The organism is uncultured Parabacteroides sp., assembly GCF_902493135.1.
In the GTDB taxonomy this organism is placed as follows: Bacteria; Bacteroidota; Bacteroidia; order Bacteroidales; family Tannerellaceae; genus Parabacteroides.
In genome coordinates this window covers 73,715-98,960 of sequence record NZ_CABUOD010000008.1, presented here as the reverse complement: position 1 = coordinate 98,960, position 25,246 = coordinate 73,715, and the positions used below count along the sequence as shown (strand labels likewise).

The following is a 25,246-nucleotide window of genomic DNA, read 5'->3' as shown; positions in this document are numbered from 1 at the left end:
TTATGTCAGTCTTTCACCTTCAATATCATCACCACCGGATTGTCGTCTTCCTGCAAGTCAAGCAGACGCTTGTCTAATTTCTGCCGGCTTTCCGGATGTTTTTCCATATAATCAATCATATCCGCCGGTTGCAAAAGGAAGGTCAATTCCCCCTGCCGGTTCATGAAGTTGCAGTTCGTTTTTCCCATATACCATTCTTTGGGCACATCCGCTGATTCAAAATCAATATAACATTCCGCTCTTGCCTTATCAAAAAATACAATATGCCACTCTTTTCCTTTTTCCAATTTAAAAACGACATATCGTTTTGTTTCACCTAAGACATAGGGGAAAACATCGGGTGAATGGTGAAAAAAGAAAATAGGGGTCAACCGATCTTCCGATACTTGAAAAACCGTATCAGCTTTTATTTCCTGAAAATAAGTTTTTCCCTCATGATTATAAAACAGACCACTACATAACCAAGACTCATTCTCTCTAAAATTCAGGATCTTTTGCTCATAATTAGGATAAACTTTAGAAACGACCCCATTTTTATCAAACACGGCCAGCTTGGTAGGAGTCTTTCCTGTGACATTTGTAGTATGCCCCAAAAACAATCCCGGTTTATAACCAAACGGATTCAAGATTGCCATATTTTCCGGCATTTTCAGAGAACACTTCAATTTTCCGCTCTTTACATCATATCCTTTCCAACGTCCCATCTCCCAGTTATAAAGAATCTGTTCTTTCTCGTCAAAACCGGCAGCAGCCCACCATCCCGTATATTCTCCCGGCCCTTGTCCCCTACGACCTATTTCATGTATGAAATGTCCATCTTTTCGAGCAAATAAATATGCTTTCCCAAAATACTCTGCCACGACAATATTGGACTCTGTTACATATACATTCGTGCCAGGAGTCAATAAACAATCGGCAGTCGTCGCCAATGGGATACATTCGATTTCACAATCAAACATTCCCCTATCTGTCTTTCTCAAATCAGGTATTACCACTCGCATTTGCGCCTGCAGAAAGAATGGTAATAATAACAATAATAAACACCCTTTATAGAACATATTCAACACAGGATATAAGGAGATGTAGTTTCTTGACAACAACAACGATAACCAAATGCGATCCAAGCATCACACCAAGCATATCCAACAGCTGAACTTGAACTATCCACTTGGAATGTGTAAATAGTACTACCATCCATCGTTCTTCCACAAATTATGCTGCCAGCTTTGATCTGTTTCATTTCTTTTTCTGACAGTCTTTTTCCAATTTTAATTTCCGCTAATCTCTTCATGATATTTTTGCTATTTATTTGTTTATATTTTTGTATTATTATATTTCCGCTAATGAACGAAACCTCTTTAACAAATAATATTTCTCTGGGAAAGTAATCGGTTTCGGATTCCATTCTACACTATCCCAATCTTTTCCGGTATAGATATGTACCCCTAAATCTTTTACCCAAGAAACCCTATAATCTTCGGGATTATTAAAAAAGATAACAGGTATACCCATTGCTATACAAGGTAAAAGACAATGCAAACGGGTAGTAACTACCAATGTTGCTTCTGTTCTATATTGTCTCAATAATTGTTTTGCCAACAAGCGCTTTAAAGTTTCCCGATTCCAGCATAGAGAACAGTGTGACACAGATATTACCCGTTCATTAAATTCTAAAGGTAATGGAATACGATCTCCATCAACAACAAAAATATAACCATTTTCAGGTTGACATTCCCGCTTAGGTAACGTCAATGTCAAACAATAACTAACAAATGTTTCCACCCCTAACTGTGACAGACGATCCGCCGTATAAGGATCACGACACCCGATCGGCTCATACCGTTTCAAATAGGAAACCACTTCTCTACGGGAGAAATATTCCCAACTATCATTATAATCTGTAATATGAAATCCCCAAAACACTGGTTCTAATTTTGAATTGAATGGCAAACATGTTGGAGGTCGATGAGAAAACCATCCATTCATTACAATTTTCATAGGTTCTGACGGATTTGCATACGCCAATTTATCCCTGTCAAAACGCTGAATAACCTTTTCTGGTAACAAGCGCTCTGTCGCTATCGATTGAATATTATCTCCCAAATTATTCAATCCACAATATTCAAATCCAGCAAAACTATATTTTTCCATAATGAGAATATTAAATTATCAGTCTCAAACTAAAAAATAGCTTATATCTATAAATACACACAAGTTACACCTTCCCCCTATCCGGTCTCGAAAAAAACAGATTATTTTCTTTCCCTATACGACTTTCACAAACACTATCCTGTTGCATCTCCAACCCCTCAATATATTTTTGGATCTTTTGAGGAAGATTCCGGGCAGATGCCATACCTACCCAAAAACTCAACGCTATGACCAAATGGTTGATTATATGCTCTATGTCACCTATTACATTTTTTTATTTTTTAAGATGAATAATAAAAATCACAGGATTATCATCCTCTTTTACACCTTGAAATTCAGGATTCAACTCCAATATTTCTTCAGATAACAAATCTTGAGTATAAATAAATCCACAAAGTTCTTGTTTCAAATTCAAATAACGTGGATACAAATTTAATCCTTTATATCTAAAACCTTGAAAATATGGAGTGCCTTTTGATAAATTCAAATTCTTTAAATATGTTTTCTCACTATTTTTATCAAAATAACCGACTCCCGCTTTTCGCTTAAATTCATAATTAAACAATATAAATTTATTTGTCTCAAAAACACAATCTACAAACAAAATATCAGGATATTTATAAAACATCAACCTTTCCTCATAACTCACCACATCTCCTCCTCTATTAAAAGCAACATAAGGAATTAGATTTTCTTTTATCTTATATATAGTATCAAAATTATCTTCAAAAAAGTATAATTCCTCATTCCGAAAATAATATGTTCCCGTAAATAAATAAGGTCCTCTAATTTTTTTCTCTAAACTTCTATCGTTAGGATAAATTTTTATCACATTTCCATTTTTATCAAAGACAACTAACCGTAATGGTTCCTGTCCTAACATATTATTTACATAAGCAATATAATATGCTGAATCAATTCTAAAGAAACGCGGAATACCATCTTTATAAGTTAATGTATGGAACATATCCAAAGAAGGTCTTTTCACCTCACAGACCTTTTTCCCTGTATGCAAATCATATCCTATCCAAAACGATAATCCTTTATCTGCATATAAAACATTATCATTCTCATCAAAAGAGTTAAATGGAATTGCCAAATATTCATCCGGGCCTTGACCGCACCTTCCTATTTCTCGTAAAAATTCCCCCGTTTTCCGATCAAACAGATATGCTCCAACGAAAGGATTTACTTTTAATATATAAGTATCTGTCACATACAAACTCAGACCATCTTTGATTAAGCAAGAATCGTTAGTCTCCAATCGAACAAAACTGACACTATCAGCTATATCCTCCAATTTCATTTCTTTTTGCTCACTCGAAAAAAGATCTATACAAACTAATTTAATCTTGTCATTTCTTGTTTTCCCACAAGAAATGACAAGAGATAATAGTAGAATTATGCACCATTCTATTCTCATAGACATTATCTAAGGGAATAATATTCACCCATCAAACGACAATTTGCCAGCCCTGTATTTGGACATTTTTCATATTGACGATCCCAAGGAGCATTTCCCTCACAGGGAGGTTCTGTTTCTATCGCAAAAGAATTACTTCTATCTGTACAATAACATTCAAACCAACAAACATTTTTTCTACCACCTATAATAAGTTTCATTTCTTCAGCAGATAATACACAATTCCGCTTCTTTACTTTAATTTCTTTTAATCGCTTCATACCCTACCAATTTAAATATTAAACATATGTATATTATTTATCAAAATTTCTTGATTGGAAATTTTCTATAATTTTATTTTTCATGTTAAATCGAATCGGTTTCGGATTCCATTCTACACTATCCCAATCTTTTCCAGCAACAAGCACTCTGTCGCTATCGATTGAATATTATCTCCCAAATTACTCAATCCACAATATTCAAATCCAGCAAAACTATATTTTTCCATAATGAGAATATTAAATTATCAGTTCTAAACTAAAGAACAACTTATATTTATAAATACACACAAGTTACCTCCTTTCCCCTATCCGATCCCGGAAAAAACAGATTATTTTTAGCACCTGACCGTACAAATTTCATAAAAAATATGACAATATCCCCCCATGAAACGGATATTTCGAATAACAAACTGGTTTTTAGCAAAATATAAAAACCGGTAGTTTGTTAAAAAATATTACCCTTGCGGGTAATTTGAGTTAGAAGGGGTAGAAAATCGAATTAGATGCGGTAGTAGTTTCGATTCGGACCAATCACTTTTTTAGATAAATGACAATAAGGGATAGGAAATGGAATACATTAAATCAGATAAAGAAAAGTAGCAATGTTATATTCTTCTTCAAGTATTTGAGAGCTTCGCTGATTTGGTTTTCGACTGTTTTTTCTGAAATATTCAACAGGAGGGCTATTTCTTTGTAGCTCTTTTGTTCCTTACGACTTAAATTGAAAATTTCACGGCGGCGCGGCGGTAATTCGTCGATCAGACGGTCTATGTACTCCTGGAGATTGTGGGCGTCAATCTCTTCTTCCACGTCATACGGTTCTTCCAATGCAGCAAGAACCGTGACTTTGTAGAAATCTTCATTCACATTTTTACGGTGCCGGTTAAAGATCAGATTCCGGGTAATAATGAACAGCAAGCCTTTAAAATGGTCGTCTTCACGAAGAAATTCACGCGTTTCCCATATTTTGATAAAGACCTCCTGCACTACTTCTTCGGCTGCATCGGCACCGGTCAGATAGAGGCGACTGAAATTATAGACCTGTTTCCAGTATTGCTTATACAGAGCAGTAAACGCGTCTTTACTGCTCTGCTTCAATAGTAATATCAGTTCCCGTTCTTCCATATTCCTTTAAATAGGATACAAACGTAACAAATTTTTCTTATTTTTTCATTTTCAATTCTCAATTTTCCATTCATTTAGTGGTTCGTTCCTTCAAACAAATCATGATCTTCCTTTTTCTGGGAGCTCTTGACCTTGAAGTTATTGAACGTATAACTGAGCGTAAGCGTAATGAGCGGATAGCTGGGGCGAATCCGCGTGATGGATTGCAAGTCGGATGTGATGATCTTACTTACATAACGGGCCGAATTGAAGACATCCCGGAACGAAAGCGTTGCCGCCAACTTGCGGTTCATCAACTGCTGGCGAACAGCGAGATTCACGTACCAGAAAGCATCCGTACGCCCCTGGGTCGTGACAGACGGTCCGACAAAGTTGCCGTCCACCTGGATGCGGGTATATTTAAAGACATCGAAAGAGTTGTTCCACATAACATCGTAGTTCGTACTTGTCTCATTTTCACCGCCGGTTTTATACTGGTTCTTTACCTTATAATGATACAGGCTGCCGTTCAGGTTCACATTCCACCAGCGGGTAAGCTGTACCTGTCCGCTCAGTTCGATGCCGGTCGAATAGTCGTGTCCGACATTCGCCATCGAATCCAGTGTCACACCGGCCTCGTAAGGGACACGCAAACGTTCGATCTTATCTTTGCGGCTCCGATGGAACACCGTAGCTGAAACCGTATGCTCGCCGATATTCTTCTTATAGTTCAACTCGAACGAATTGATATATTCCGAACGGATATCCGGATTACCGATCTCGGCCGAATAAAAATCCCGATAGGTGATATACGGCTCCATGAAAAAGAGTTCCGGACGAGTGATACGGCGCGAATAGGACGCCAATAGCTTATGCTCCTTCGGGAACGTATAGCCTAAATGGAGGGAAGGGAAAAACTCGAACTTGTTGTATGTACGGTCCTTGCCCGGAATCGAACTCCGCAGGACACGATGCGTATGCTCGCCCCGCACGCCAGCCTGGAAATCGAACGATTTATAGCTGTCGGCAACGATTGCATAAACCGAATTGATGCCATGCTGGAAATAGAATGTGTTATAGATATCGTCCCGGTTATAAAACTCTTTCTTCACCGGGTCCCAGAAATGCATCGTGTAGTCGCCGTCTTCCAGATAAGAGAAATATTGGTAACCGCCTTCGATCCGCCCCGTCTTGCTGTACGGATAAATATAGTCCAGGTTGCCCCGTACCGTCCAGCGATGTTCGGCTTCCCAGGCACGATGCCCCTTTTCACGCTCGTTATCCTTATTAAAAAGGTCACTTTGGAAATATTCCATCGCATCTCCTCCGTACTTCAGGTAGAAACTGCCTGTCAGCTGATGTCCCTTATCGTCGAATTTATGATCGAAACCGATCGTTCCCTGGAAATAGGTTTCATGCAGATCGTAATCGTCACGGCTATAATAATCGCCTTCACCGAAAGCAACCCCGCCTGCCAGGCGCTTTTCCTTATAATCCAGGTCACCGTTGCGCGTACGCCCGCCATAACCGCCTTCCAGGTCGGCATTCAAGGTGGTATGGGGCAATGTGTACATCCAGCCCGCCTTCATCGAATAGTTGAAATTGTTGCTTTTACGCGGTCCGTTGGAATGGGAGGTCGTTGCCGTGTCTGAGATAATAGTCGTCTTCTCCTGATCGAAATCACTCTTGCGCAGGCGATCACTCCACACACCGCCCAAATACCAGCGCGATGCTTTGTTCTGCTGGGACACAAGGAAATCCACCCCACGCGACAGGACCGTACTTCCCGTCAGGTTCACCATACCGCTAAAACCATGCTGGGCGTGTTTCTTTGTTACGATATTGATGATCCCGACATCACCTCCCGTATCGTGGCGGGCTGAAGGCGTGGTGATGATCTCTATATTCTCGATATGTCCCGCGGGGATCTGCTCCAAAGCCTGCGTACCGCTGAACACACTCGGTTTGCCATCTACATAGACCGTGAAACCGGTACTTCCGCGGAAACTGACCTCTCCTTCGGCATCCACACGTATGGAGGGCGTATTCTCCAGGATATCGACAGCCGATCCGCCTCCGGCAAGCAGGTTCGAAGAGGCTTCGATTACCTTTTTGTCCAGTTTATAAATCACTTGCTTTTTCTGTGCCACGACTTCGACTTCAGCCAATCCCACTTCCAAGGGCTTCATGGCGATCGTTCCCAAATCTACTGCTTTCGAAACAGCATCCAAAACAATACCGGGGCGGTTATACAGATCGTAGCCGACCAAGCGCACCAAAAGGTTATACTTTCCATCTTTCACATCTGCAATACGAAACGTACCGTCGGGGTCGGGCAAGGCATGAAACACAGGATTGACGTCTCCTTCACGAAAAAGGAGGACATCGGCAAAATCAATCGGTTGGCTGTTATTGGCATCGACTATTTTCCCTTTTATACGGAAGCCCGGAGCCGCCATGACGGAATAGCTAATGCACAACAAGGTCAACATGAGACAAAAACACTTCTTCATTTCCTACATTGGTTTGTTAACAACGCTACGAAGATAGGACTTTCGTACGAAAGAAATCGTATATTTGCGTATTTAAATCACCATTTAGCATGGCATCAGCAAAAAGAATCATTATCATCGGAGCCACTTCCGGCATCGGATACGAGATCGCTCAACTATACCGTAAGCAGGGATGGCGGATCGGGATTGCCGGACGGCGCACGGAACTGCTCGCAAAAATCCGGTCGGAAGCGCCCGACCGGATCGAAACGGCACAAATAGACGTAACCAGCCCGGATGCTCCGCAAAAACTGGAGGAGTTGATACGGAAAGTCGGCGGGATGGATGTCTTCCTTCTGAGTTCAGGCGTCGGCAGCCAGAACCGGAATCTGGATCCAGATATTGAACTATCTACGGTCCAGACAAATACGGTCGGCTTCACCCGAATGGTCGTTACCGCATACGATTACTTCAAAAGGCAGGGCGGCGGCCAATTAGCCGTGATCAGTTCCATCGCCGGGACAAAGGGATTGGGAGCCGCTCCCTCCTATTCCGCAACCAAGCGTTACCAGAATACTTATATCGAAGCACTCGACCAGCTGGCACGGATGGAAAAGCTCCCGATCGTATTCACGGATATCCGCCCCGGATTTGTAAAGACCGATCTGTTGAAAAATGATCAATACCCGATGCTGATGTCTCCGCAATATGTTGCCCGGAAAATAGTAAAAGCGATCGAACGGAAGAAACGCTGCGTTGTAATCGACTGGAAATATGCTGTTCTGGTCTTCTTCTGGAAGTTGATTCCCGGTTTTGTATGGAGGCGGTTGCCTATCCATAATTAGCATTTGTATATCATCCGGGCAATCCCTACCTTTGTGCTGAATTTATAAACTTGCACAAATAGACGATGGGATTATTCATTAAAAAGCCTTTGGAGGCCTTGCAGGCCGAAGCCAATCAAACGGGAAGTAAATCATTAAAACGGGTATTAGGTCCCTGGAGCCTGGTCGCACTCGGTGTGGGGGTCATTATCGGAGCCGGCCTTTTCTCCATAACCGGAACAGTCGCCGCCGGATATACAGGACCGGCCATTACACTCTCATTTGCCATCGCTGCAATCGGATGTTGCTTTGCCGGACTTTGTTATGCCGAGTTTGCTTCGATGATTCCGGTTGCCGGAAGCGCCTATACATACTCATACGCGACGATGGGCGAACTGATCGCCTGGATTATCGGGTGGGATTTGGTCTTAGAATATACGGTTGCCGCAACGACGGTCAGCATCAGTTGGAGCCGTTATCTCGTCGTCTTTTTAGAAGGGCTCGGAATCGACCTGCCGACCGCTTTCACAGCCTGCCCCTGGGATGGCGGGATTGTCAATATCCCGGCATTCCTGATCGTTGTCCTGATGAGTGTCTTCCTGATCCGCGGGACGGAAGGAAGTTCCATCTTTAACGGGATCATCGTCTTCCTGAAAGTGTCGGTCGTCCTGGTATTCGTCTTTTTAGGATGGAAATATATTAATACGGACAACTACACGCCTTATATTCCGGCAAACACCGGCACGTTAGGCGAATACGGGCTATCGGGTGTCCTGCGCGGAGCGGCCATCGTATTCTTCGCTTTCTTAGGTTTCGATGCAGTCAGTACGGCAGCCCAGGAAGCCAAGAACCCCAAAAGGGACATGCCGATCGGAATACTCGTCTCATTGCTCGTATGTACCCTGTTATATATGTTGTTCGCCCACGTCATGACGGGCGTAGCCCATTATTCCGAATTTGGCGGCCAACAGGGAATCGCTCCCGTGGCAATTGCGATCGAACACATGGGAGAAGCAGATGCTTCGGGCGTGCTTCATCCGGATTACCCTTGGATGAATAAGGCAATCGTCCTTGCCATCCTATTCGGATACTGCTCAGTCATCATGGTGACGCTGTTAGGGCAGAGCCGCGTTTTCCTCAGCATGAGCCACGACGGGTTGTTGCCTCCGTTCTTTTCGCATATCAACGAAAAGTTCAGGACACCCGCCCGTAGCAACCTGTTGTTCATGGTGCTTGTCGGTCTGCTGGCAGCTTTCGTTCCGGCACGCCTGGCAGGCGAAATGACCAGTATCGGAACCCTTTTCGCCTTTACGCTGGTTTGTGCCGGTGTGCTTGTGGTCAGGAAGACAATGCCCGATGTACATCGCGCTTTCAAAACCCCGCTCGTCCCGTTCGTTCCGGTGGCCGGAATCATCACTTGCCTGTGCATGATGCTTTTCTTACCTGCCGACACTTGGATACGACTGGTGCTGTGGATGTTGATCGGGCTGGATATTTATGCAGGCTACGGCATCAAGCACAGCAAGTTAGAATACAATCAGGCCAACCGCCGCGGTCATCTGGCGCTGAATATGATCGGGATCGTCCTTGCCATCCTTTGTGTGATCACAGGACTTTGGCATCAGCAAACCGTCGGTTGGGAAGAAAGTAAAGTCCTGCTGATCCTCTCTTTTGTTTTCGCCTTTACGCATCTGGCCTTTTATATGGTCCGGATATGGAAGCAAACGACTAAAGTTTTTTAATCATTTTTTATTGATCTCAGACGGGCACAGCTTGTATAATAACAAAAAGATATATAAATTTGCAGAAACGGTTCTACAGTGTAGAACTCACATTAATTAAACAAACTATTCCTAAGTTTAAGGTATTAGTCAACTTCAGTTTGTTTTCATATAAACTGATTTGGAACAACCTCATCTACATGTGAATGCGGATGAGGTTTTTTATTCCAGTAAAACATGGATTCCATAGCAATGGACATCCCCGGACAGGAATATGAGAAGAGTACAAAAACAAAATAGTCCATATAATCAGCTTTTGAAACTAACTATATGGACTATCTGTGTACGCAGGATGAGACTTGAACTCACACGCCGTAACCGGCACTACCCCCTCAAAGTAGCGTGTCTACCAATTCCACCACCTGCGCGAGAAAGGGTGCCCAGAACAGGACTCGAACCTGCATGCCTCTCGACACACGCACCTGAAACGTGCGCGTCTACCAATTCCGCCACCTGGGCCTTTCTTCAGTACATTAAAAAAAGCGGCCTCATACCGCCTTCTGTTACCGATTGGAGCGGAAGACGGGACTCGAACCCGCGACCCTAACCTTGGCAAGGTTATGCTCTACCAACTGAGCTACTTCCGCGATAACGGGTGCAAAGATAGAGGTATTTTTTTATTTTCCAAAACCTGACTGCACTTTTTTTGCTCTATTTTTACAGTCTGCACCCGCCCAAAATCATATCTTACTTTAATCCAGTCGCTTCCATCCACATGTTTGCCATCAACTGGCGACCGGGCAAATCGGGATGTACACCGTCATTCGACCAATAACGTGCCGGAGCCAGCTTCACCGCAGCATCGAATCCTGACTGGAAGGGCACGAATACGGTATTGAATTCCTCCGACAGTTTACGGGCGGACTTGCGGAATTCATCGAACATCGGATACCATTTGGAATCTTCTATAGCCGCCCCGTCACGCAAAGTGAAAGGTTCGCAAAGGACTATTTGCGTATTCGGGAGTTTCTCTTTCGTATACTTCAACAAGGCACGCAGATCGTTTTCGTATGTCTCGACCGTTCCTTTATAACCATGCGTCAACGTATGCCAATAATCATTCACACCGATCAGGATACTCAGGACATCCGGTTGAAAAGCCAGGCAGTCGATCTCCCAGCGTTCACGAAGCTGATAGACCTTATTACCACTGATACCGCGATTGTAAACCTTTGGCTGCAACGCCGCTTTCCTTTCCAACAACTGCGTAGCGGTAAAGAGCACATAGCCGCTACCGAACTGTTCCATCGTATTGCAACGGTTACTATTCTTGTCGCGGCCGCAGTCCGTGATGGAATCTCCCTGGAACAGGATCACACAATCTTTTTTCAGATTAATCTTCGGAGCATGCACGGATGTATTTTCCTTTACAGCGGCTTTTGCGATCTCCGGGATCATCAGGGCGCCGACCCCTGCCAACATTCCCTTTTTAAGGAAGTCTCTTCTGGAATTCTTCATGGGTAGAAATAAGTTTATTTTATTACATTGATTGAATTGAATACAAAGATAGAAACTTTACAAAAAAACGTATCTTTGTTTCTTCATATTTTCAAAAAGAATAATTTGTCATGTTTAGTAAAATAGTTGCGATAGAGCCGGTCAGTTTGATCCCTTCGGCAGAAAAAGCATTGCACTCGTTTGCAAATGAAGTAGTGATGTACCCTGATATTCCGGCGGATGACGAGGAGATCGTCCGTCGCATCGGCAATGCCGATGCGGTGCTGCTGAGTTACACTTCGAGTATCCGCCGCGAGGTAATGGAAAGATGCCCTAATATCAAATACATCGGTATGTGCTGTTCGCTTTACTCACCGGAAAGCGCCAACGTCGATATCATGTATGCCAACGGGCACGGTATCACGGTCACAGGCATCCGGGATTATGGAGACGAAGGAGTAGTCGAATATGTCATAAGCGAGCTGGTACGCTGCTTTCACGGGTTTGACGGGCCGGCCTGGGATGGCGAAGTCCGCGAAATCACCGGGTTGAAAGCCGGTATCATCGGCTTGGGCAAGTCGGGCGGCATGATCGCCGACGCGCTCCGTTTCTTCGGTGCGGAAATATCTTATTTTGCCCGCACAGAAAAGGATTGGGCACGTGAGAAGGGATATCGTTTCCTTCCTTTGGACGAACTGCTCGCACAAAGCGAAGCCCTGTTTTGCTGCCTGAACAAAAACACCGTCCTGCTGCACGAGGCCGAATTCCGGAAGCTGGGTAATAAAAAGATACTGTTCAACACAGGACTGTCTCCCGCCTGGGACGAGGAGCCGTTCGTCAAATGGCTATCGGGCAATAACCTTTGTTTTTGCGATACCGTCGGCGCCTTGGGCGGCACCCATCTTTTGGAGCATACGCATGTACGATGCGTGCAGACCTCGACAGGCCGCACCCGCCAGGCATTCGACCGCCTGAGCGAAAAGGTGCTGGCCAATCTCTCAGAATACAACGGGTGAGACAATGTTCAGCAGGGTGTTCACGACCGACCATCCTGCTATCTCGGCCGTCGCACTATACACATCCACGACGGCATGCACCTGGTCGTTCCTTATCTCCACCCGCTGGGTATCCCCCTTAAATCCGGGAGTCGACTGTATGGTCACCTGCATGGCTTCCGGGCCGACAGAGGCGCGTGAGGCGGCTACCGTGACATTCACTTTAGTAGGGAACAGGCGGATGGCTTCCACCGCATTGCCGGTAAACACGACTTTCTGTCCTTTCTGCAAAGCCTCCTCATAGACCGGTGTTCCTTTTAAGGCATCAGGTCCCTTTTCATTGTAGAAACGGGCAGTCGCCTTCCCCATCAAGGCTGCTGTGCGCAAGACATCGAACCCTCCGGTAGCTCCCGAAGCGATATAGATACGTGTCCCGTTCTCCTTGGCCGTTTCGCATACTTCCCGGTAAAACGCTTCATCGGCCAGCGCCCCGATCGAAAGGGTCACGATGGAAGTCCCGTTCTTCAACGCCGGAACGGCGAACTCCCGAAGAGCGGCCGGAGAAGCCGTCTCCACCAGTATATCAGGTTTCAAGGCCAGCAGCTCATCCGCCGTAGTACAGAGGGCACAGCTTTTCCCTGCCTCTGCCATCCGGCCGGCAATACGTTCCGCCTTGGCTACCGTACGCGAATAGACTCCCACCAACTCATATTCGGGCAACAACCCTTTGACGACAGCTTCCGAAACGATTCCGGCAAGCCGTCCGCATCCTGCTATTACAAATGTTTTCATATCGACAAAAGTTATATCTTGGCAACCAATTCCCTGAAAAGGACGGTCATGACCGCAGCCGCTTGATTGGCGGCGACAATCACATCGGCGCCGTCATTGACGAAATCATCGGCAAAATGATAGCCTTCATTCGTAATCACGGACATACCGAATACACGCAGGCCGGCATGACGGGCCACGATCACCTCCGGAACCGTACTCATTCCGATCGCATCGCCTCCTACCCTTCCGTAGAAAGCATACTCTGCCGGCGTCTCGAAAGAGGGGCCTGTCAGTCCGACATATACGCCTTTCTTCAACGAGATACCGTGGGACGCGGCAATTTCTTCGACAAGGCGGATAAACTCCCGGTCATACGCCCGCGTCATATCCGGGAAACGAGTTCCGAACTGTTCGTCATTGGGGCCGATCAACGGATTAGGCATCATATTGATGTGATCGCGTATGATCATCAGGTCACCGATTTTAAAACTCGTGTTGATACCGCCAGCCGCATTGGAAACCAACAGGTTCTTAACCCCCAACAGCTTCATCACCCGGACCGGGAACGTCACTTGCCGCATCGTATAACCCTCATAATAATGGAAACGCCCCTGCATGGCAAGCACCTGTTTTCCTCCTAACCTGCCACAGATGAAGTTACCTTTATGTCCTGCGGCCGTCGAATGCATGAAATGCGGGATCTCAGCGTAAGGAATAACCACGGCATCCTCGATCTGGTCGGCGAGAGAGCCCAAGCCGCTACCTAAGATAATAGCGGTTTCCGGATGACCGGTAATACGGGACGACAGGTAACCGGCCGCTTCCCGATAAATCGTATTGTCATTTGTATTCATATACATTCAAATTAATTGTTCATACAGATAAAAGAATAGGTTCCCTTTGAGGAAACTTTTGTTTCATGCCGAGGAAACTTTTGTTTCATGCCGAGGAAACTTTTGTTTCATGCCGAGGAAACTTTTGTTTCCTCACCTACGGTTCTCTCACCAGCTTATAGGCAAGCTCGGCTGTCCGCTCCATAATCTCGTCCTCGCCCGGAACCTTTTTATCCTGCATCAGGATTTTACCGTCACAGATAACGGTATCGATGCAACTGCCGTTCGCTGCATACACCAGGTTGGAGACAAAGTTATGATTCGGGGTAAAAGCCGGGATATTCAAATCCACCAGGCAGAGATCCGCCAGATATCCTTCGGCAATCCGTCCGGCTTTCAGCCCGATAGCCGAAGCGCCGGCTTCTGTCGCGGCATGGAAGATATCACCGGCAGGAATCGCCTCCGGGTCTTTCCGCCAGGCCTTGCCTAAAAGCGAAGCGAGCTTCATCGCCTCGACCATATCCAGATTGTTGGAAGAAGAACAGCCGTCAGTCCCTAAAGCTACGGTCACACCGGCTTTCCGCATCTCGCAGAACTTGAACCGGATGCCGGAAGCTAACTTCATATTGGATGCGGGATTATGCACCACTTTCACCCCGTGATCCGCCAGCATGCGGATTTCATCGTCATCGACATAAATGCCGTGCGCGATGATCAGGCGTGGAGACAGCACTCCCAACTTATTCAGGTAACGCACGGGCGTCAGCCCGAACTTTTTAACCGAGTCTCGTACCTCCCCTTCCGTCTCAGCCAAATGCAGATGGACAGGGGCATCATGCTCCGCGGCAAAACGATGTATCCATTGCAGCAGTTCGCCGGAAACCGTATAGATGGCATGAGGACCGGCGGCATACCGTATCCTGTCACTGTAATTCCCGACCACTTCCGCCATCAACTTTTCATTCTCGCGCTTACAACGTTCCGCCAACTTCGGATTGAAGCCGTCGAAGCAGGCGCCTGCCACCAACGCACGCAGGCCCATCTCTTCCACCGCATCGGCAGTCGCCTCGTATTGATGATACATGTCGGAGAATGTCGTCGTCCCGCTTTTGATCATTTCAAGGCAGGCCAGTTTTGTTCCCCAATACATATCTTCGTATGTCAGCTTGTCCTCATTCGGCCAGATCTTCTGTTCCAGCCAGGGCATCAACGGCATATCATCTCCAAAACCGCGGAAAAGCGTCATAGCCGCATGGGTATGTGCATTCACGAAGCCCGGTATCAGAGCTTTGCGCTTTCCGTCGATCACCTGATCCGCCGGTACTTGTAAGTCCGTGCCGATTTGCCTGATCTTGTTTCCTTCGATATAGACATCTTTCACGGCGTCATCCAACAAGACGCCTTTTATCAACAGGCTCATATAAACTTAGCTTTCATGTTCTTTATCTTTTCATCCCGGATGCGATCCAGCAGCCCGGAAAGTTTGTCCCGCTTGACAGCTGCGAAAGCGCAACTTTCCTTTACCTCGACAATGCCTAAATCCTCCTTTTCAAGTCCGCCTTTGCGGAAGAGGAAACCGACCACGTCTTTCTTGCTCAGTTTGTCCCGTTTCCCCCGGTTGATCGTCAGCGTCACCCATTCGGAACACACGGGCTTCTTCGCCACCTCCGGCAGGAAAAACTCGTCCGGCTCGCGGGTGATGTATTCGGGAACCGTCTCTTCCGCATTCAATATCAGGTAGGCGACCCCTTCCGCGTTCATACGGGCCGTACGTCCGTTACGATGCACATACGCCTCTTCGCTCACAGGAAGATGGTAATGGATCACGTTCTTCACTTCCGGAATATCGAGACCGCGGGAGGCCAAATCGGTAGAGATAAATACGGTAGCACTTCCGTTGCGGAAATGCGACAAGGCGCGTTCGCGTTCCGGCTGCTCCATTCCCCCGTGGAAGTATTCGTTATCCACCCCCATTTCGGTCAGGTAGTCGCTCACCCGTTCCACCGTCTCCCGGTAATTGCAGAAGATAAGGGCAGAACCGCCATTCAGTTCGCCTAAAAGCTTGTACAAGGTTTCCAGCTTGTCCTTAACGGGAGACTTGACCACACGCAACGTCAGTCCCTTCGACTCCTTCACATCCTTCAGGAACGACAACCGCACCGGAGCCGTGATCCCGGTGAAAGCAGGAATATCGACTGCTGCCGTTGCCGAAGTCAGTACCCGGCGGCGCACGCCGGGGAGATGTGCTAAGATCTCCTTCATTTCAGCGAGGAAACCCAGTTCGAGCGATTTGTCAAACTCATCGAGGATCAGCGTACGCACACTGTCCAGGTCGATATTTCCCCGTTCCAGGTGGTCGACGATACGTCCCGGCGTGCCGATCAGGACCGTCGGCGGATGTTCGAGACTCTTCTTCTCCGTGCGGATGGGATGCCCTCCGTAGCAACAATTCACCTTATATCCGGCTCCCAACGAACGGAATACCGTTTCGATCTGCAAGGCCAGCTCACGGGAAGGAGCGATGATCACGGCCTGTATCTTTTTGTCCTCATCCGTCAACGTCGTCAGCAAAGGCAAAAGGAAAGCCAGCGTCTTGCCCGATCCTGTCGGACTGAGCAGCACCATGTCTTTTGTCGTCCCGGCATCCAGTACCGCCTGCTGCATCTCGTTCAGAGCGGCAATGCCGGTATTGGCAAGCGCACGGGCGACTATTTCATTATTTGTCATATCAATCGAATCGTTTATAAAATTCGGCTACCGACTCGATTCCCTTGTAAAAGAAATCAAGCGTACAACTTTCGTTCGGCGAATGGATCGCATTCTGTTCGAGGCCGAATCCCATCAGGACGGTCTTGATGCCCAATACCTGCTCGAATGTCGAGATAATAGGGATACTACCGCCACGGCGCACGGCCAACGGACGTTTGCCAAAAGCCACGGCAACGGCTTCTTCAGCCGCCTTATAAGCGGGAAGGTCGATCGGGCAGACATAGCCCTGTCCACCGTGTTTAGGCGTCACTTTTACCTTGACATAAGCCGGAGCCACACGGGCAATGTAGGCTTCAAACAGTTTTGAAATCTTCTCATGGTCCTGATGCGGAACCAAACGGCAGGATACTTTGGCATAGGCTTTGGAAGAAAGAACCGTCTTGCTGCCCTCTTCCGTATAACCGCCCCAGATGCCGCAGATATCGAAGGACGGACGACAACTGTTGCGTTCCAAAGTGGAATATCCTTTCTCACCCAACAACTCATCCACACCGATGGCCGCTTTATATTTCGCTTCATCAAATGGAATCCGGGCGATCATCTCGCGTTCGGCAGGCGAAACCTCTTCCACATCATCGTAGAAACCGGGAATTGTGATGCGCCCGTCAGCATCCGTTATATCGGCCATCAGCTTACACAACACATTGATCGGGTTGGCAACCGCACCACCGAAATGGCCGGAATGCAAATCCCGGTTAGGCCCCGTGACCTCGATCTCCCAATAGGCAAGCCCACGAAGTCCGGTTGTCAGGGATGGCGTTTCGGCACTGACCATGCTGGTATCGGAAACCAGGATCACATCCGCTTTCAACAATTCTTTATGCGTACGGCAGAAGGCTTCGAGGCTCGGCGAACCGATCTCTTCTTCTCCTTCGAAGATAAACTTCACATTACATTTCAGCAAATTCAGATTCAGGGCGGTTTCGAAACCTTTTACCTGCATCATGGCCTGCCCTTTATCATCATCCGCACCACGTGCCCAGATACGTCCGTCCCGGATTTCGGGTTCGAACGGACGGCTCTTCCACAGGTCAAGCGGCTCGGCGGGCATTACGTCATAGTGCGAATAGACCAAAACGGTCTGCGCCTCAGGAGAAACCATCTTTTCCCCATACACGACCGGATTGCCTTCGGTCGGCATCACAACCGCTTTATCGGCACCGGCGGCAAGCAAGAGTTCTGTCCAGCGTTTCGCACATGCCTCCATATCAGGCTTATGTTCATGCTTGGCACTTATCGACGGAATACGGATCAAAGAGAAAAGCTCTTCGATGAAACGGGCTTTGTTGGACTCGATATATTTTTTTACGGATGTCATATTTATTCTTATTTTGCTCTGTTCCTACTATAATACTGCCACTATTTTTCTAATATGGGCCAATCTCTCCAAAAAAGAGGTATCGGATTTTGCCATTTGCATGTCATACCGGGTTTGCTGACGAATCCAAACTTCTGCATCAATGCCAAGCGCAGCTTCAAACAGAAGGGCATATTCTGTCGACACAGAACGCTTACCATTCAATATTTCATTAAGCAATGTCGGAGAAATCCCCATTTGCGCTGCCAATTTCCGCTGCGAAATACCTCGATATTCTATCTCATCCTTTATCAACTCGCCTGGATGTATGGGTTCGGATGGAGTCAAATTATTGGCAATCATTTTAGGATCAATACCTTGAAGTGTAATCATAGCTACAATCATTTATAATGGTTTGACAATTCTATTATATTACATACGGTAACAATCGGTTCTTCCATCGAATCCCTTACGGTAAATTCAACTCGGTACTTGTTATTCACCCGTACAGAAGAAATACCCGTCTTATCGCCTTTCAGTGCCTCATAATTCAAGGAATTTATCAAAAGGAGTTCTTCTACCTTCTTAGCATCCAAAAGAAAATCTATACACTTTTGATAACGCCTTATCACATCAGGCTGATAACGATGCTTCTTGTCATCAGTCTTTCCTTTCTCGTAAAGGTCACGCAAATATGCTTCTTCGAATGTAACAACCATATCGTTCTCGTATTTGCGTACAAATATACTATATTCTTCCAGTATTCACAAAAATGTGAACACTTCTTTTTTATGCATCATCAGGTATTGTTCTGCTTTTTCCGCTTATACAAAAACGACTGCCAGCGCTCCTCCGCATTCCCCTGGCAAAACATTTCATAACGCGCCATTGTAAAAAACAAATCGGAAAGGCGGTTCACGAACTGCATGATCTCAGGAGAAACCGGATCTTTCCGGTTCAATGTCCACAGACGGCGTTCGGCACGGCGTACGATCGTACGGGCCGACTGCAAGTGGGCGGAAACCAAAGAGCCGCCGGGCAGGATAAAGTAACCGTTATCTGTCATCTGCCCCGATAAAGCATCAATACGTTCCTCACAAAAAGTAACCAGATCACCGGATATTTTGTTCGGGTTCTTATGACGAATGCCGGACGGAGTCGCCACATGCGACATTACCACCATCATCTCCCGTTGTATTTTTCCCAACAAGTCCTGCCATTCATGTTCGGTAGGCAGCAAAGCACGGACAATGCCGATCTCGGCATTCACTTCATCCAATGTCCCGTTCGCTTCGATCCGGATATCGTCTTTATCCACTCGTTCGCCACCATGAATTCCGGTGCGGCCGTTATCTCCTCCACGCGTGTATATTCTCATTTTTATCAAATTTGATAAGTATCGTGACAAATATAACCATTATCTTTGACTATTGTATTTAATCTAATTTTTATGAAAGCAAATCTGATTCCTGCATTCTGCCTGTTATGTTGCATAACGGCTAATGCCAAAGTAAAATTACCGCAATTGTTAAGCGACCATATGGTACTCCAACAGCAAACCGATGCACGCTTATGGGGAGAAGCGACTCCCAACAGTATTGTTACCATCCAGGCATCCTGGAGCAACCAGCCTGTAGAGACGAAAGCAAACGACCAGGGATTCTGGGAAACGGCAATCGGAACACCCAGTGCAAACTTTATCCCGCAGACCCTGACGATCAGCGATGGAGAGCCCGTGACACTTCACGACGTGCTGATCGGTGAAGTCTGGTTCTGCTCCGGACAGTCCAATATGGAAATGCCTTTGAACGGTTTCGATAAATGTCCGATACACGATTCCAATAATGTAATAGCCGATGCCCCCAACCATCCGGGTATCCGCATGGCGACTATCGAACGCAAAAGTGCTCTCACCCCGCAGACATATGCGAACGGAGAATGGAAACAGCCGACTACCGAAAACGCACAATGGTTCAGCGCCACCGGGTATTTTTACGCTTTAGCATTGCAACGCACTTTGCAGGTGCCCGTCGGCATCATCAACTGCTCTTGGGGCGGTTCCCGTGTGGAAGGATGGTTGCCCGAAGAAATATTGAAAAACTATCCGGATATAGACCTCAACGAAGCCGGACAAAAGGAAAGGAGTTGGACACATCCGATGATTATGTACAATGCCCTGCTTTATCCGTGCCGGAATTATACAATCAAAGGTTTTGCCTGGTACCAGGGATGTGGCAACGTAGGAAAAGCCGACACATATGCCGATCGGCTGGTCACGATGGTCAAGCAGTGGCGTTCGCTCTGGAAAGAGGGGGATATTCCCTTCTATATTGTAGAAATCGCTCCTTTCGCTTATAACAACAAACCGGATGCGATCGACGGAGCCTTGTTGCGTGAAGCACAATTTAAGGCACAAACATTGATTCCCAACAGTGGCCTGATCTCGACCAATGATCTGGTCGAACCTTATGAAGCCCCGCAGATCCACCCTCAAAACAAAAAGGATATCGGCGATCGACTGGCTTATCAGGCTTTAGTCAAAACATACGGTTATAAAGGGATCATTGCAGACAGTCCTTCTTATAGGGAGATGCAGGTCAACGGAAACAAAATTACGGTCCGATTCGATAACGCTGAAAAAGGATTCAGCCCGTGGATCGGTATAGAAGGGTTTGAAATCGCCGGACCAAATAAAGTATTCCATCCGGCAAAAGCCGAATTCGGTTCCAATCCGAACGAAATCATCGTATCTTCCCGGAAAGTAAAAAATCCCGTAGCCGTTCGCTATTGTTTCCGTAACTTCCAACCGGGTAATCTGAAGAACCACCGTAACCTTCCGGTTATTCCTTTCCGTACAGATAATTGGTGAACCATTCATTTGTAGCCGGATCTGCCCAATACAAATGGGTATATCCGGCTCGTACGTTGTTATAAGAAAAAAGCGAAGTATCCGTTTCCACTCCTTTGGCCGTAGTGGCAGCAGCACAGGATGGAAGCGGGTTCTTTTGTCTTACAATACGGGAGTAATGAAACTCGTGGCCTTTCAGATGAGAACCCTTATATAATAAGGTACGGTATCCCAAACGCAATTTCATATTTTCCATGGTAGCGGACTGGTGCAACACACCTGCCATCGGGTAAACCTTTCCTTCTTTATCCCGTATCCCGTCGCAAAGATACATCATTCCTCCGCATTCAGCCAACAGCTTCCCACCACTCTCAGCATACTGACGAATCGATTGAAGCATAGATTGATTGGATGATAAAGCAGCAAGGTATAATTCAGGATAGCCTCCGGGAAGATAAACGAAATCGGCTTTCGGCAAAGAAGCATCTTTTAACGGGCTGAAATAAGTCACTTCCCCTAACTGATGCAGATAGCGGATATTTGCTTCATACATAAAACTGAATGCGGCATCGCGTGCAATCGCAATCGCAAATGAGGGCTTCCGATCATAGGAATGAAAGTCCACGGATATGGGAACGACAGGCGTCCGGGTAGGCTGCGTAAGTTCCAACAGGCGATCGATGTCTACATATTTCTCGACAAGTTCCGCTACACGGTCGGCAAACTCTTCAAAACAGAAATCTTCATCCAATGACAATCCTAAATGCCGGCTGGGGATCTCCACATCCACACGTTTGGGAAGATAACCCAAGGCCTCTACCCCAGCATCCTCGCAAGCCTGTTTCAAAAAAGAATAATGGCTTTCGGACGCGACAAAATTAAACACAGCTCCTACTACACGTATGCTCTTATTAAAATGCTTAAATCCGTACAATAAAGGAGCCACGGAGTATGCCGTGCTCTTTGCATTGACAATCAGAACTACCGGTATTTCCAGCATACAGGCGATTTCTGCACTACTGCCCTTCATACCGTCATAACCGTCAAACAACCCCATCACACCTTCGGTTACCGCCACATCCCTATTTTGGGTGTAGCTGGCATACAAATCACAGACGTGCGCTTCCGACATCATAAACAGATCCAGATTCACAGACGGACTACCGGCAGCCATCCTGTGATGACGCGTATCGATATAGTCCGGCCCACATTTAAATGGCTGTACCTTAAGCGAACGATTCTTCAAAGCACGAAGCAAACCGAGCGTAAATGTAGTTTTTCCGCTTCCCGATGAAGCGGCACCGATCAGTAGATGAGATTGCATACCCGTATGTTTTTGTAAGAACTACAAATATACGACAAAGCCCCGAATAGTCAATCCGAGGCTTTTATCTATATTACAATAATTATTTAGTATTGTTCCTTCTCGTTCGGGAAGTCCTGGGTCTTTACATCTTCGATATAATTCTGTACGGCACGGGTAATTCCCTCAGCCAGATTTGCATAACGGCGCAGGAAACGAGGAGAGAACCCCTGATTGATACCCAGCATGTCATGCATGACCAAAACCTGTCCGTCAACACTGCCACCGGCCCCGATGCCTATAATAGGAATCGTCAATTCGGAAGCGACCTGTGCAGCCAGAGTAGCCGGAATCTTTTCCAGAACGATCGCGAAACAACCGATTTCTTCCAACAGATGAGCATCTTCGATCAGTTTCTTTGCTTCTGCCTCTTCGCGGGCACGAACGGTGTAGGTTCCGAATTTATTAATCGACTGGGGAGTCAATCCCAAATGTCCCATAACAGGAATACCGGCACACAAAATACGTTCGATCGATTCCCGTATTTCCGCACCACCTTCGAGTTTGATACAGTCCGCATGGGTTTCCTTCATCACACGGATAGCGGAGGCCAACGCCTCTTTCGAGTTACCCTGATACGTACCGAAGGGCAGGTCTACTACAACCAACGCACGCTTAACGGCTTTCATCACCGATTTACCGTGGTAGATCATCTGGTCCAGCGTGATCGGCAGTGTCGTCACGTTACCGGCCATTACATTGGAAGCAGAATCGCCGACCAAGATAACATCCATACCGGCCTGATCGATCAAAGTAGCCATCGAATAATCGTAAGCTGTCAACATGGAAATCTTCTCTCCACGCTGTTTCATTTCTATCAGGCGATGTGTGGTCACCTTTCTATTATCCTCTAAATCCCTCTTTGCAACTGACATAATGATTTTTATTAAATGTTACAAGGCGCAAAGGTATACAAAATGTTTAGAAAGTGACATCGATTCCAGCCATAAAGGTTGCCTTCGGCATCGGATATCCCTCGTTTATCGAATAACGGGTAGCCGTCAGATTCTCACCTTTTACAAAGAGCTTCAAACCCTTATCCAACGAACCGAAACGATAAGAAGCACGGGCATTCAGGACCGTGTAATCCTCTTTTTTATTATCTTCCGGTGTCTTTCCAACCGTAGTATAGAGATCGAAAATAGACTGTAGACTCATATTAAAGGTAAAACGTCCGGGCGTATAAGTAGCACTGGCATATAATTTATGTGCCGGAGCCGCTTCTATTTCCTTATTCATATATAAATAGCTGTAATTCATATCCAGATTCAAATTCTTACAGACCTGATAACCGGCTTCGAATTCTATACCTTTATTATAAAAGCGCCCGATGTTGGACATCTGCCGGTTTACAACCGAAATCATGTCCTTGCCATCCATATAAAAAGCAGTCAGTTCGGCATGTAAACGATTATCCAGCAGGAATTGGCCGATAGACAATTCATAAGTCAACATACTTTCCGGTTTCAGATCCGGATTAGCTTTCGAATAAGGAAGATAAGAAATATACAATTCACGCAACGTAGGACTTCTGTAGCCTTTAGAAAAAGAACCTTTTATCGTATTCCCTTCAAACGGACGGATCGCAAAACCCGCTTGCGGAACCCACTCTCCCCCATAAGCACTGCTATGTTCATAACGTACACCGGCATTCAAACTCAAGATATCAAACAAATCCTGCTGCATGATGGCATACCCCGCCACTTCGTGAACCGATTTATCGACAACCTCCCCGATCGTACCTTTGATCGAATCATTCCAGGCATGTCCGCCCCAATTCTTATAATCGACACCTGCCGTAAATGTATTCCCTTTCACCAGACGGAAAGACTGATATAATTGGATTCCCGTATTGTGGTCGTCCGAATAAAACAGGAACGGGCTCGGTTGCTTCCCTTCCGAATAGCCGTCGTTGATTTTATGATGTCCCCAATTATAGAAAACACGAAGTGCCCCGCTTGTCTTCTCATGATGATTCTCCAATGCGAAAGAGGTCGTTCCACGTAAGATATGCATCACATGATCCAACTTGGGAGCGGTGATCATACCAGGATCTTCCGTATTGTATTTAGCAAGACTCAAATTTCCGGTCACCTTATAATGGTCATCCATCCGATATCCTAAGTTTGCAAAACCATTCGTGATATCAAATTTCGAATCAGGCCGGTGCCCATCCGTACGATCATGATTGACAGATATGAAACTACTGAAATTTCCGATGTTATATCCATTGTTAATCATATACTTCTGCGTATTATACGAACCGAACATGACACGTGCCTGCGTACGGCGTCCCTGCTGCTTATGCTGGCGGGTAATGATATTAACAACCCCTCCCATCGCATTAGAACCATACAGCAAAGAACCGGGTCCGCGGATCACTTCCACGCGCTCTATATCCGAAGCCACATAGGTATCAGGCAAAGAATGTCCGAACACTCCCGTCCATTGCGGCTGTCCATCGAACAACATCAACACCTTGTTGCCCTGTCCGACACCACGAATATTCACCGTTCCGGCCGATCCGGAAGAAACCCCAAAGCCGGTAACCCCTTTTTCTGTCACAAACAACCCCGGTACACGTTCCGACAGTACCGGCAACAAGGCTGATTCGCTGCTCGCCTCAATTTGGTCCCGGTCGATCACCGAGATAGTAAGCGGCACACTGCTACGATTCACCTGTACCTTATTTGCTGAAATCACAACCCCCTGCAAGTTAATCAGGCTATCGATTGCAACCGGATCATTTGCAAAGACCAGAGAACTGCACAAAAGCCCGGAGGCAAGTAAAACTACTTTTTTCATCTCTCTTCTATGTATTAAATTTCTACTGTCAAACATTCAATCGTGTCACACTTTTTATAATTCGTGCTACCGCATGGATAAAAAATATAT

23 protein-coding genes and 3 tRNA genes are annotated in these 25,246 nt (G+C 46.2%); 4 read left to right on the top strand and 22 right to left on the bottom strand.

All coding sequences use genetic code 11. From position 1 onward, the window contains the following. Positions 1-5: 5 nt before the first annotated feature. From RDN79_RS05560 to RDN79_RS05530, 7 genes are all read right to left on the bottom strand, one after another. The gene (locus RDN79_RS05560) at positions 6-959 is read right to left on the bottom strand and encodes a 6-bladed beta-propeller (protein WP_298554672.1); all 954 of its coding nucleotides are present in this window, start codon (positions 957-959) and stop codon (positions 6-8) included. A gap of 101 nt (positions 960-1,060) precedes the next feature. Next, positions 1,061-1,291: a hypothetical protein gene (locus RDN79_RS05555; RefSeq protein ID WP_298554675.1), complete on the bottom strand. Its 231-nt coding sequence runs from the start codon at positions 1,289-1,291 to the stop codon at positions 1,061-1,063. Between the two features lie 38 nt (positions 1,292-1,329). After that, on the bottom strand, positions 1,330-2,151 hold the full coding sequence (locus tag RDN79_RS05550; protein WP_298554678.1) for a polysaccharide pyruvyl transferase family protein: 822 nt from the start codon (positions 2,149-2,151) through the stop codon (positions 1,330-1,332). A gap of 274 nt (positions 2,152-2,425) precedes the next feature. After that, complete coding sequence (locus RDN79_RS05545; protein WP_298554681.1) at positions 2,426-3,574, bottom strand: 6-bladed beta-propeller; 1,149 nt, start codon at positions 3,572-3,574, stop codon at positions 2,426-2,428. Between the two features lie 5 nt (positions 3,575-3,579). Next, positions 3,580-3,834, bottom strand: coding sequence for a TIGR04149 family rSAM-modified RiPP (locus RDN79_RS05540; RefSeq protein WP_298554684.1), 255 nt, complete (start codon positions 3,832-3,834; stop codon positions 3,580-3,582). A gap of 582 nt (positions 3,835-4,416) precedes the next feature. Further along, on the bottom strand, positions 4,417-4,959 hold the full coding sequence (locus tag RDN79_RS05535) for an RNA polymerase sigma-70 factor (protein WP_298554687.1): 543 nt from the start codon (positions 4,957-4,959) through the stop codon (positions 4,417-4,419). A 74-nt stretch (positions 4,960-5,033) separates the two neighbouring features. Then, positions 5,034-7,451, bottom strand: coding sequence for a TonB-dependent receptor (locus RDN79_RS05530; protein WP_298554690.1), 2,418 nt, complete (start codon positions 7,449-7,451; stop codon positions 5,034-5,036). Between the two features lie 89 nt (positions 7,452-7,540). On the opposite strand from RDN79_RS05530, the gene RDN79_RS05525 reads away from it, so the two are divergent. Both RDN79_RS05525 and RDN79_RS05520 read left to right on the top strand, forming a co-directional pair. After that, on the top strand, positions 7,541-8,275 hold the full coding sequence (locus tag RDN79_RS05525; RefSeq protein WP_298554693.1) for an SDR family oxidoreductase: 735 nt from the start codon (positions 7,541-7,543) through the stop codon (positions 8,273-8,275). 65 nt (positions 8,276-8,340) lie between these two features. Beyond that, a complete protein-coding gene (locus RDN79_RS05520; protein WP_298554696.1) occupies positions 8,341-9,996 on the top strand; it encodes an amino acid permease in 1,656 nt (551 codons plus the stop codon). Between the two features lie 323 nt (positions 9,997-10,319). On the opposite strand, the gene RDN79_RS05515 is transcribed toward RDN79_RS05520, so the two are convergent. The 4 genes from RDN79_RS05515 to RDN79_RS05500 form a co-directional block, all read right to left on the bottom strand. Next, positions 10,320-10,403: transfer RNA gene (locus RDN79_RS05515), tRNA-Leu, on the bottom strand. A gap of 9 nt (positions 10,404-10,412) precedes the next feature. Further along, positions 10,413-10,494: transfer RNA gene (locus RDN79_RS05510), tRNA-Leu, on the bottom strand. A gap of 52 nt (positions 10,495-10,546) precedes the next feature. Next, positions 10,547-10,622: transfer RNA gene (locus tag RDN79_RS05505), tRNA-Gly, on the bottom strand. 100 nt (positions 10,623-10,722) lie between these two features. Beyond that, entirely contained in the window at positions 10,723-11,493 is a 771-nt protein-coding gene (locus tag RDN79_RS05500; protein WP_298554699.1) for an SGNH/GDSL hydrolase family protein, read from the bottom strand. Positions 11,494-11,603: 110 nt separating this feature from the next. Here RDN79_RS05500 and RDN79_RS05495 point away from each other — a divergent pair, with 110 nt between their 5' ends. Continuing rightward, positions 11,604-12,488, top strand: coding sequence for an NAD(P)-dependent oxidoreductase (locus RDN79_RS05495; protein WP_298554703.1), 885 nt, complete (start codon positions 11,604-11,606; stop codon positions 12,486-12,488). Here the strand turns inward: RDN79_RS05495 and RDN79_RS05490 are convergent. The 8 genes from RDN79_RS05490 to RDN79_RS05455 all read right to left on the bottom strand — a co-directional run bounded on the left by RDN79_RS05490 (position 12,471) and on the right by RDN79_RS05455 (position 19,518). Next, positions 12,471-13,259: an aspartate dehydrogenase domain-containing protein gene (locus RDN79_RS05490; RefSeq protein WP_298554706.1), complete on the bottom strand. Its 789-nt coding sequence runs from the start codon at positions 13,257-13,259 to the stop codon at positions 12,471-12,473. The two genes, RDN79_RS05495 and RDN79_RS05490, sit on opposite strands and share 18 nt — an antisense overlap. Before the next feature lie 11 nt (positions 13,260-13,270). Further along, positions 13,271-14,095: a purine nucleoside phosphorylase I, inosine and guanosine-specific gene (locus RDN79_RS05485; protein ID WP_298554709.1), complete on the bottom strand. Its 825-nt coding sequence runs from the start codon at positions 14,093-14,095 to the stop codon at positions 13,271-13,273. A 136-nt stretch (positions 14,096-14,231) separates the two neighbouring features. Beyond that, complete coding sequence (locus RDN79_RS05480; RefSeq protein WP_298554711.1) at positions 14,232-15,494, bottom strand: amidohydrolase; 1,263 nt, start codon at positions 15,492-15,494, stop codon at positions 14,232-14,234. Then, entirely contained in the window at positions 15,491-16,801 is a 1,311-nt protein-coding gene (locus tag RDN79_RS05475; RefSeq protein ID WP_298554714.1) for a DEAD/DEAH box helicase, read from the bottom strand. The genes RDN79_RS05480 and RDN79_RS05475 overlap by 4 nt, the downstream gene beginning before the upstream one ends. A gap of 1 nt (position 16,802) precedes the next feature. Beyond that, on the bottom strand, positions 16,803-18,161 hold the full coding sequence (locus RDN79_RS05470; protein WP_298554716.1) for a dipeptidase: 1,359 nt from the start codon (positions 18,159-18,161) through the stop codon (positions 16,803-16,805). A gap of 27 nt (positions 18,162-18,188) precedes the next feature. Next, on the bottom strand, positions 18,189-18,533 hold the full coding sequence (locus RDN79_RS05465; RefSeq protein ID WP_298554718.1) for a HigA family addiction module antitoxin: 345 nt from the start codon (positions 18,531-18,533) through the stop codon (positions 18,189-18,191). Between the two features lie 8 nt (positions 18,534-18,541). Then, on the bottom strand, positions 18,542-18,859 hold the full coding sequence (locus RDN79_RS05460; RefSeq protein WP_195483146.1) for a type II toxin-antitoxin system RelE/ParE family toxin: 318 nt from the start codon (positions 18,857-18,859) through the stop codon (positions 18,542-18,544). 80 nt (positions 18,860-18,939) lie between these two features. Continuing rightward, positions 18,940-19,518, bottom strand: a complete 579-nt coding sequence (locus tag RDN79_RS05455; RefSeq protein ID WP_298554724.1) for a cob(I)yrinic acid a,c-diamide adenosyltransferase — start codon at positions 19,516-19,518, stop codon at positions 18,940-18,942. A gap of 72 nt (positions 19,519-19,590) precedes the next feature. On the opposite strand from RDN79_RS05455, the gene RDN79_RS05450 reads away from it, so the two are divergent. Continuing rightward, on the top strand, positions 19,591-21,009 hold the full coding sequence (locus RDN79_RS05450) for a sialate O-acetylesterase (RefSeq protein ID WP_298554727.1): 1,419 nt from the start codon (positions 19,591-19,593) through the stop codon (positions 21,007-21,009). On the opposite strand, the gene RDN79_RS05445 is transcribed toward RDN79_RS05450, so the two are convergent. The 3 genes from RDN79_RS05445 to RDN79_RS05435 form a co-directional block, all read right to left on the bottom strand. After that, positions 20,981-22,312: a cobyrinate a,c-diamide synthase gene (locus RDN79_RS05445; RefSeq protein ID WP_298554729.1), complete on the bottom strand. Its 1,332-nt coding sequence runs from the start codon at positions 22,310-22,312 to the stop codon at positions 20,981-20,983. The two genes, RDN79_RS05450 and RDN79_RS05445, sit on opposite strands and share 29 nt — an antisense overlap. A gap of 86 nt (positions 22,313-22,398) precedes the next feature. Then, complete coding sequence (gene panB / locus RDN79_RS05440) at positions 22,399-23,226, bottom strand: 3-methyl-2-oxobutanoate hydroxymethyltransferase (protein WP_298554732.1); 828 nt, start codon at positions 23,224-23,226, stop codon at positions 22,399-22,401. Between the two features lie 46 nt (positions 23,227-23,272). Then, positions 23,273-25,156 carry a TonB-dependent siderophore receptor gene (locus RDN79_RS05435; protein WP_298554733.1) on the bottom strand — a complete coding sequence of 628 codons (1,884 nt, stop codon included), beginning with the start codon at positions 25,154-25,156 and terminating at the stop codon, positions 23,273-23,275. Positions 25,157-25,246 lie beyond the last annotated feature (90 nt).

Excerpts from the sequence above, each read along its gene's own strand:
- RDN79_RS05560 (WP_298554672.1), bottom strand. The coding sequence starts at position 959 with ATGTTTGATTGTGAAATCGAATGTATCCCATTGGCGACGACTGCCGAT.
- RDN79_RS05555 (WP_298554675.1), bottom strand. The coding sequence starts at position 1,291 with ATGAAGAGATTAGCGGAAATTAAAATTGGAAAAAGACTGTCAGAAAAA.
- RDN79_RS05550 (WP_298554678.1), bottom strand. The coding sequence starts at position 2,151 with ATGGAAAAATATAGTTTTGCTGGATTTGAATATTGTGGATTGAATAAT.
- RDN79_RS05545 (WP_298554681.1), bottom strand. The coding sequence starts at position 3,574 with ATGAGAATAGAATGGTGCATAATTCTACTATTATCTCTTGTCATTTCT.
- RDN79_RS05540 (WP_298554684.1), bottom strand. The coding sequence starts at position 3,834 with ATGAAGCGATTAAAAGAAATTAAAGTAAAGAAGCGGAATTGTGTATTA.
- RDN79_RS05535 (WP_298554687.1), bottom strand. The coding sequence starts at position 4,959 with ATGGAAGAACGGGAACTGATATTACTATTGAAGCAGAGCAGTAAAGAC.
- RDN79_RS05530 (WP_298554690.1), bottom strand. The coding sequence starts at position 7,451 with ATGAAGAAGTGTTTTTGTCTCATGTTGACCTTGTTGTGCATTAGCTAT.
- RDN79_RS05525 (WP_298554693.1), top strand. The coding sequence starts at position 7,541 with ATGGCATCAGCAAAAAGAATCATTATCATCGGAGCCACTTCCGGCATC.
- RDN79_RS05520 (WP_298554696.1), top strand. The coding sequence starts at position 8,341 with ATGGGATTATTCATTAAAAAGCCTTTGGAGGCCTTGCAGGCCGAAGCC.
- RDN79_RS05500 (WP_298554699.1), bottom strand. The coding sequence starts at position 11,493 with ATGAAGAATTCCAGAAGAGACTTCCTTAAAAAGGGAATGTTGGCAGGG.
- RDN79_RS05495 (WP_298554703.1), top strand. The coding sequence starts at position 11,604 with ATGTTTAGTAAAATAGTTGCGATAGAGCCGGTCAGTTTGATCCCTTCG.
- RDN79_RS05490 (WP_298554706.1), bottom strand. The coding sequence starts at position 13,259 with ATGAAAACATTTGTAATAGCAGGATGCGGACGGCTTGCCGGAATCGTT.
- RDN79_RS05485 (WP_298554709.1), bottom strand. The coding sequence starts at position 14,095 with ATGAATACAAATGACAATACGATTTATCGGGAAGCGGCCGGTTACCTG.
- RDN79_RS05480 (WP_298554711.1), bottom strand. The coding sequence starts at position 15,494 with ATGAGCCTGTTGATAAAAGGCGTCTTGTTGGATGACGCCGTGAAAGAT.
- RDN79_RS05475 (WP_298554714.1), bottom strand. The coding sequence starts at position 16,801 with ATGACAAATAATGAAATAGTCGCCCGTGCGCTTGCCAATACCGGCATT.
- RDN79_RS05470 (WP_298554716.1), bottom strand. The coding sequence starts at position 18,161 with ATGACATCCGTAAAAAAATATATCGAGTCCAACAAAGCCCGTTTCATC.
- RDN79_RS05465 (WP_298554718.1), bottom strand. The coding sequence starts at position 18,533 with ATGATTACACTTCAAGGTATTGATCCTAAAATGATTGCCAATAATTTG.
- RDN79_RS05460 (WP_195483146.1), bottom strand. The coding sequence starts at position 18,859 with ATGGTTGTTACATTCGAAGAAGCATATTTGCGTGACCTTTACGAGAAA.
- RDN79_RS05455 (WP_298554724.1), bottom strand. The coding sequence starts at position 19,518 with ATGAGAATATACACGCGTGGAGGAGATAACGGCCGCACCGGAATTCAT.
- RDN79_RS05450 (WP_298554727.1), top strand. The coding sequence starts at position 19,591 with ATGAAAGCAAATCTGATTCCTGCATTCTGCCTGTTATGTTGCATAACG.
- RDN79_RS05445 (WP_298554729.1), bottom strand. The coding sequence starts at position 22,312 with ATGCAATCTCATCTACTGATCGGTGCCGCTTCATCGGGAAGCGGAAAA.
- panB (WP_298554732.1), bottom strand. The coding sequence starts at position 23,226 with ATGTCAGTTGCAAAGAGGGATTTAGAGGATAATAGAAAGGTGACCACA.
- RDN79_RS05435 (WP_298554733.1), bottom strand. The coding sequence starts at position 25,156 with ATGAAAAAAGTAGTTTTACTTGCCTCCGGGCTTTTGTGCAGTTCTCTG.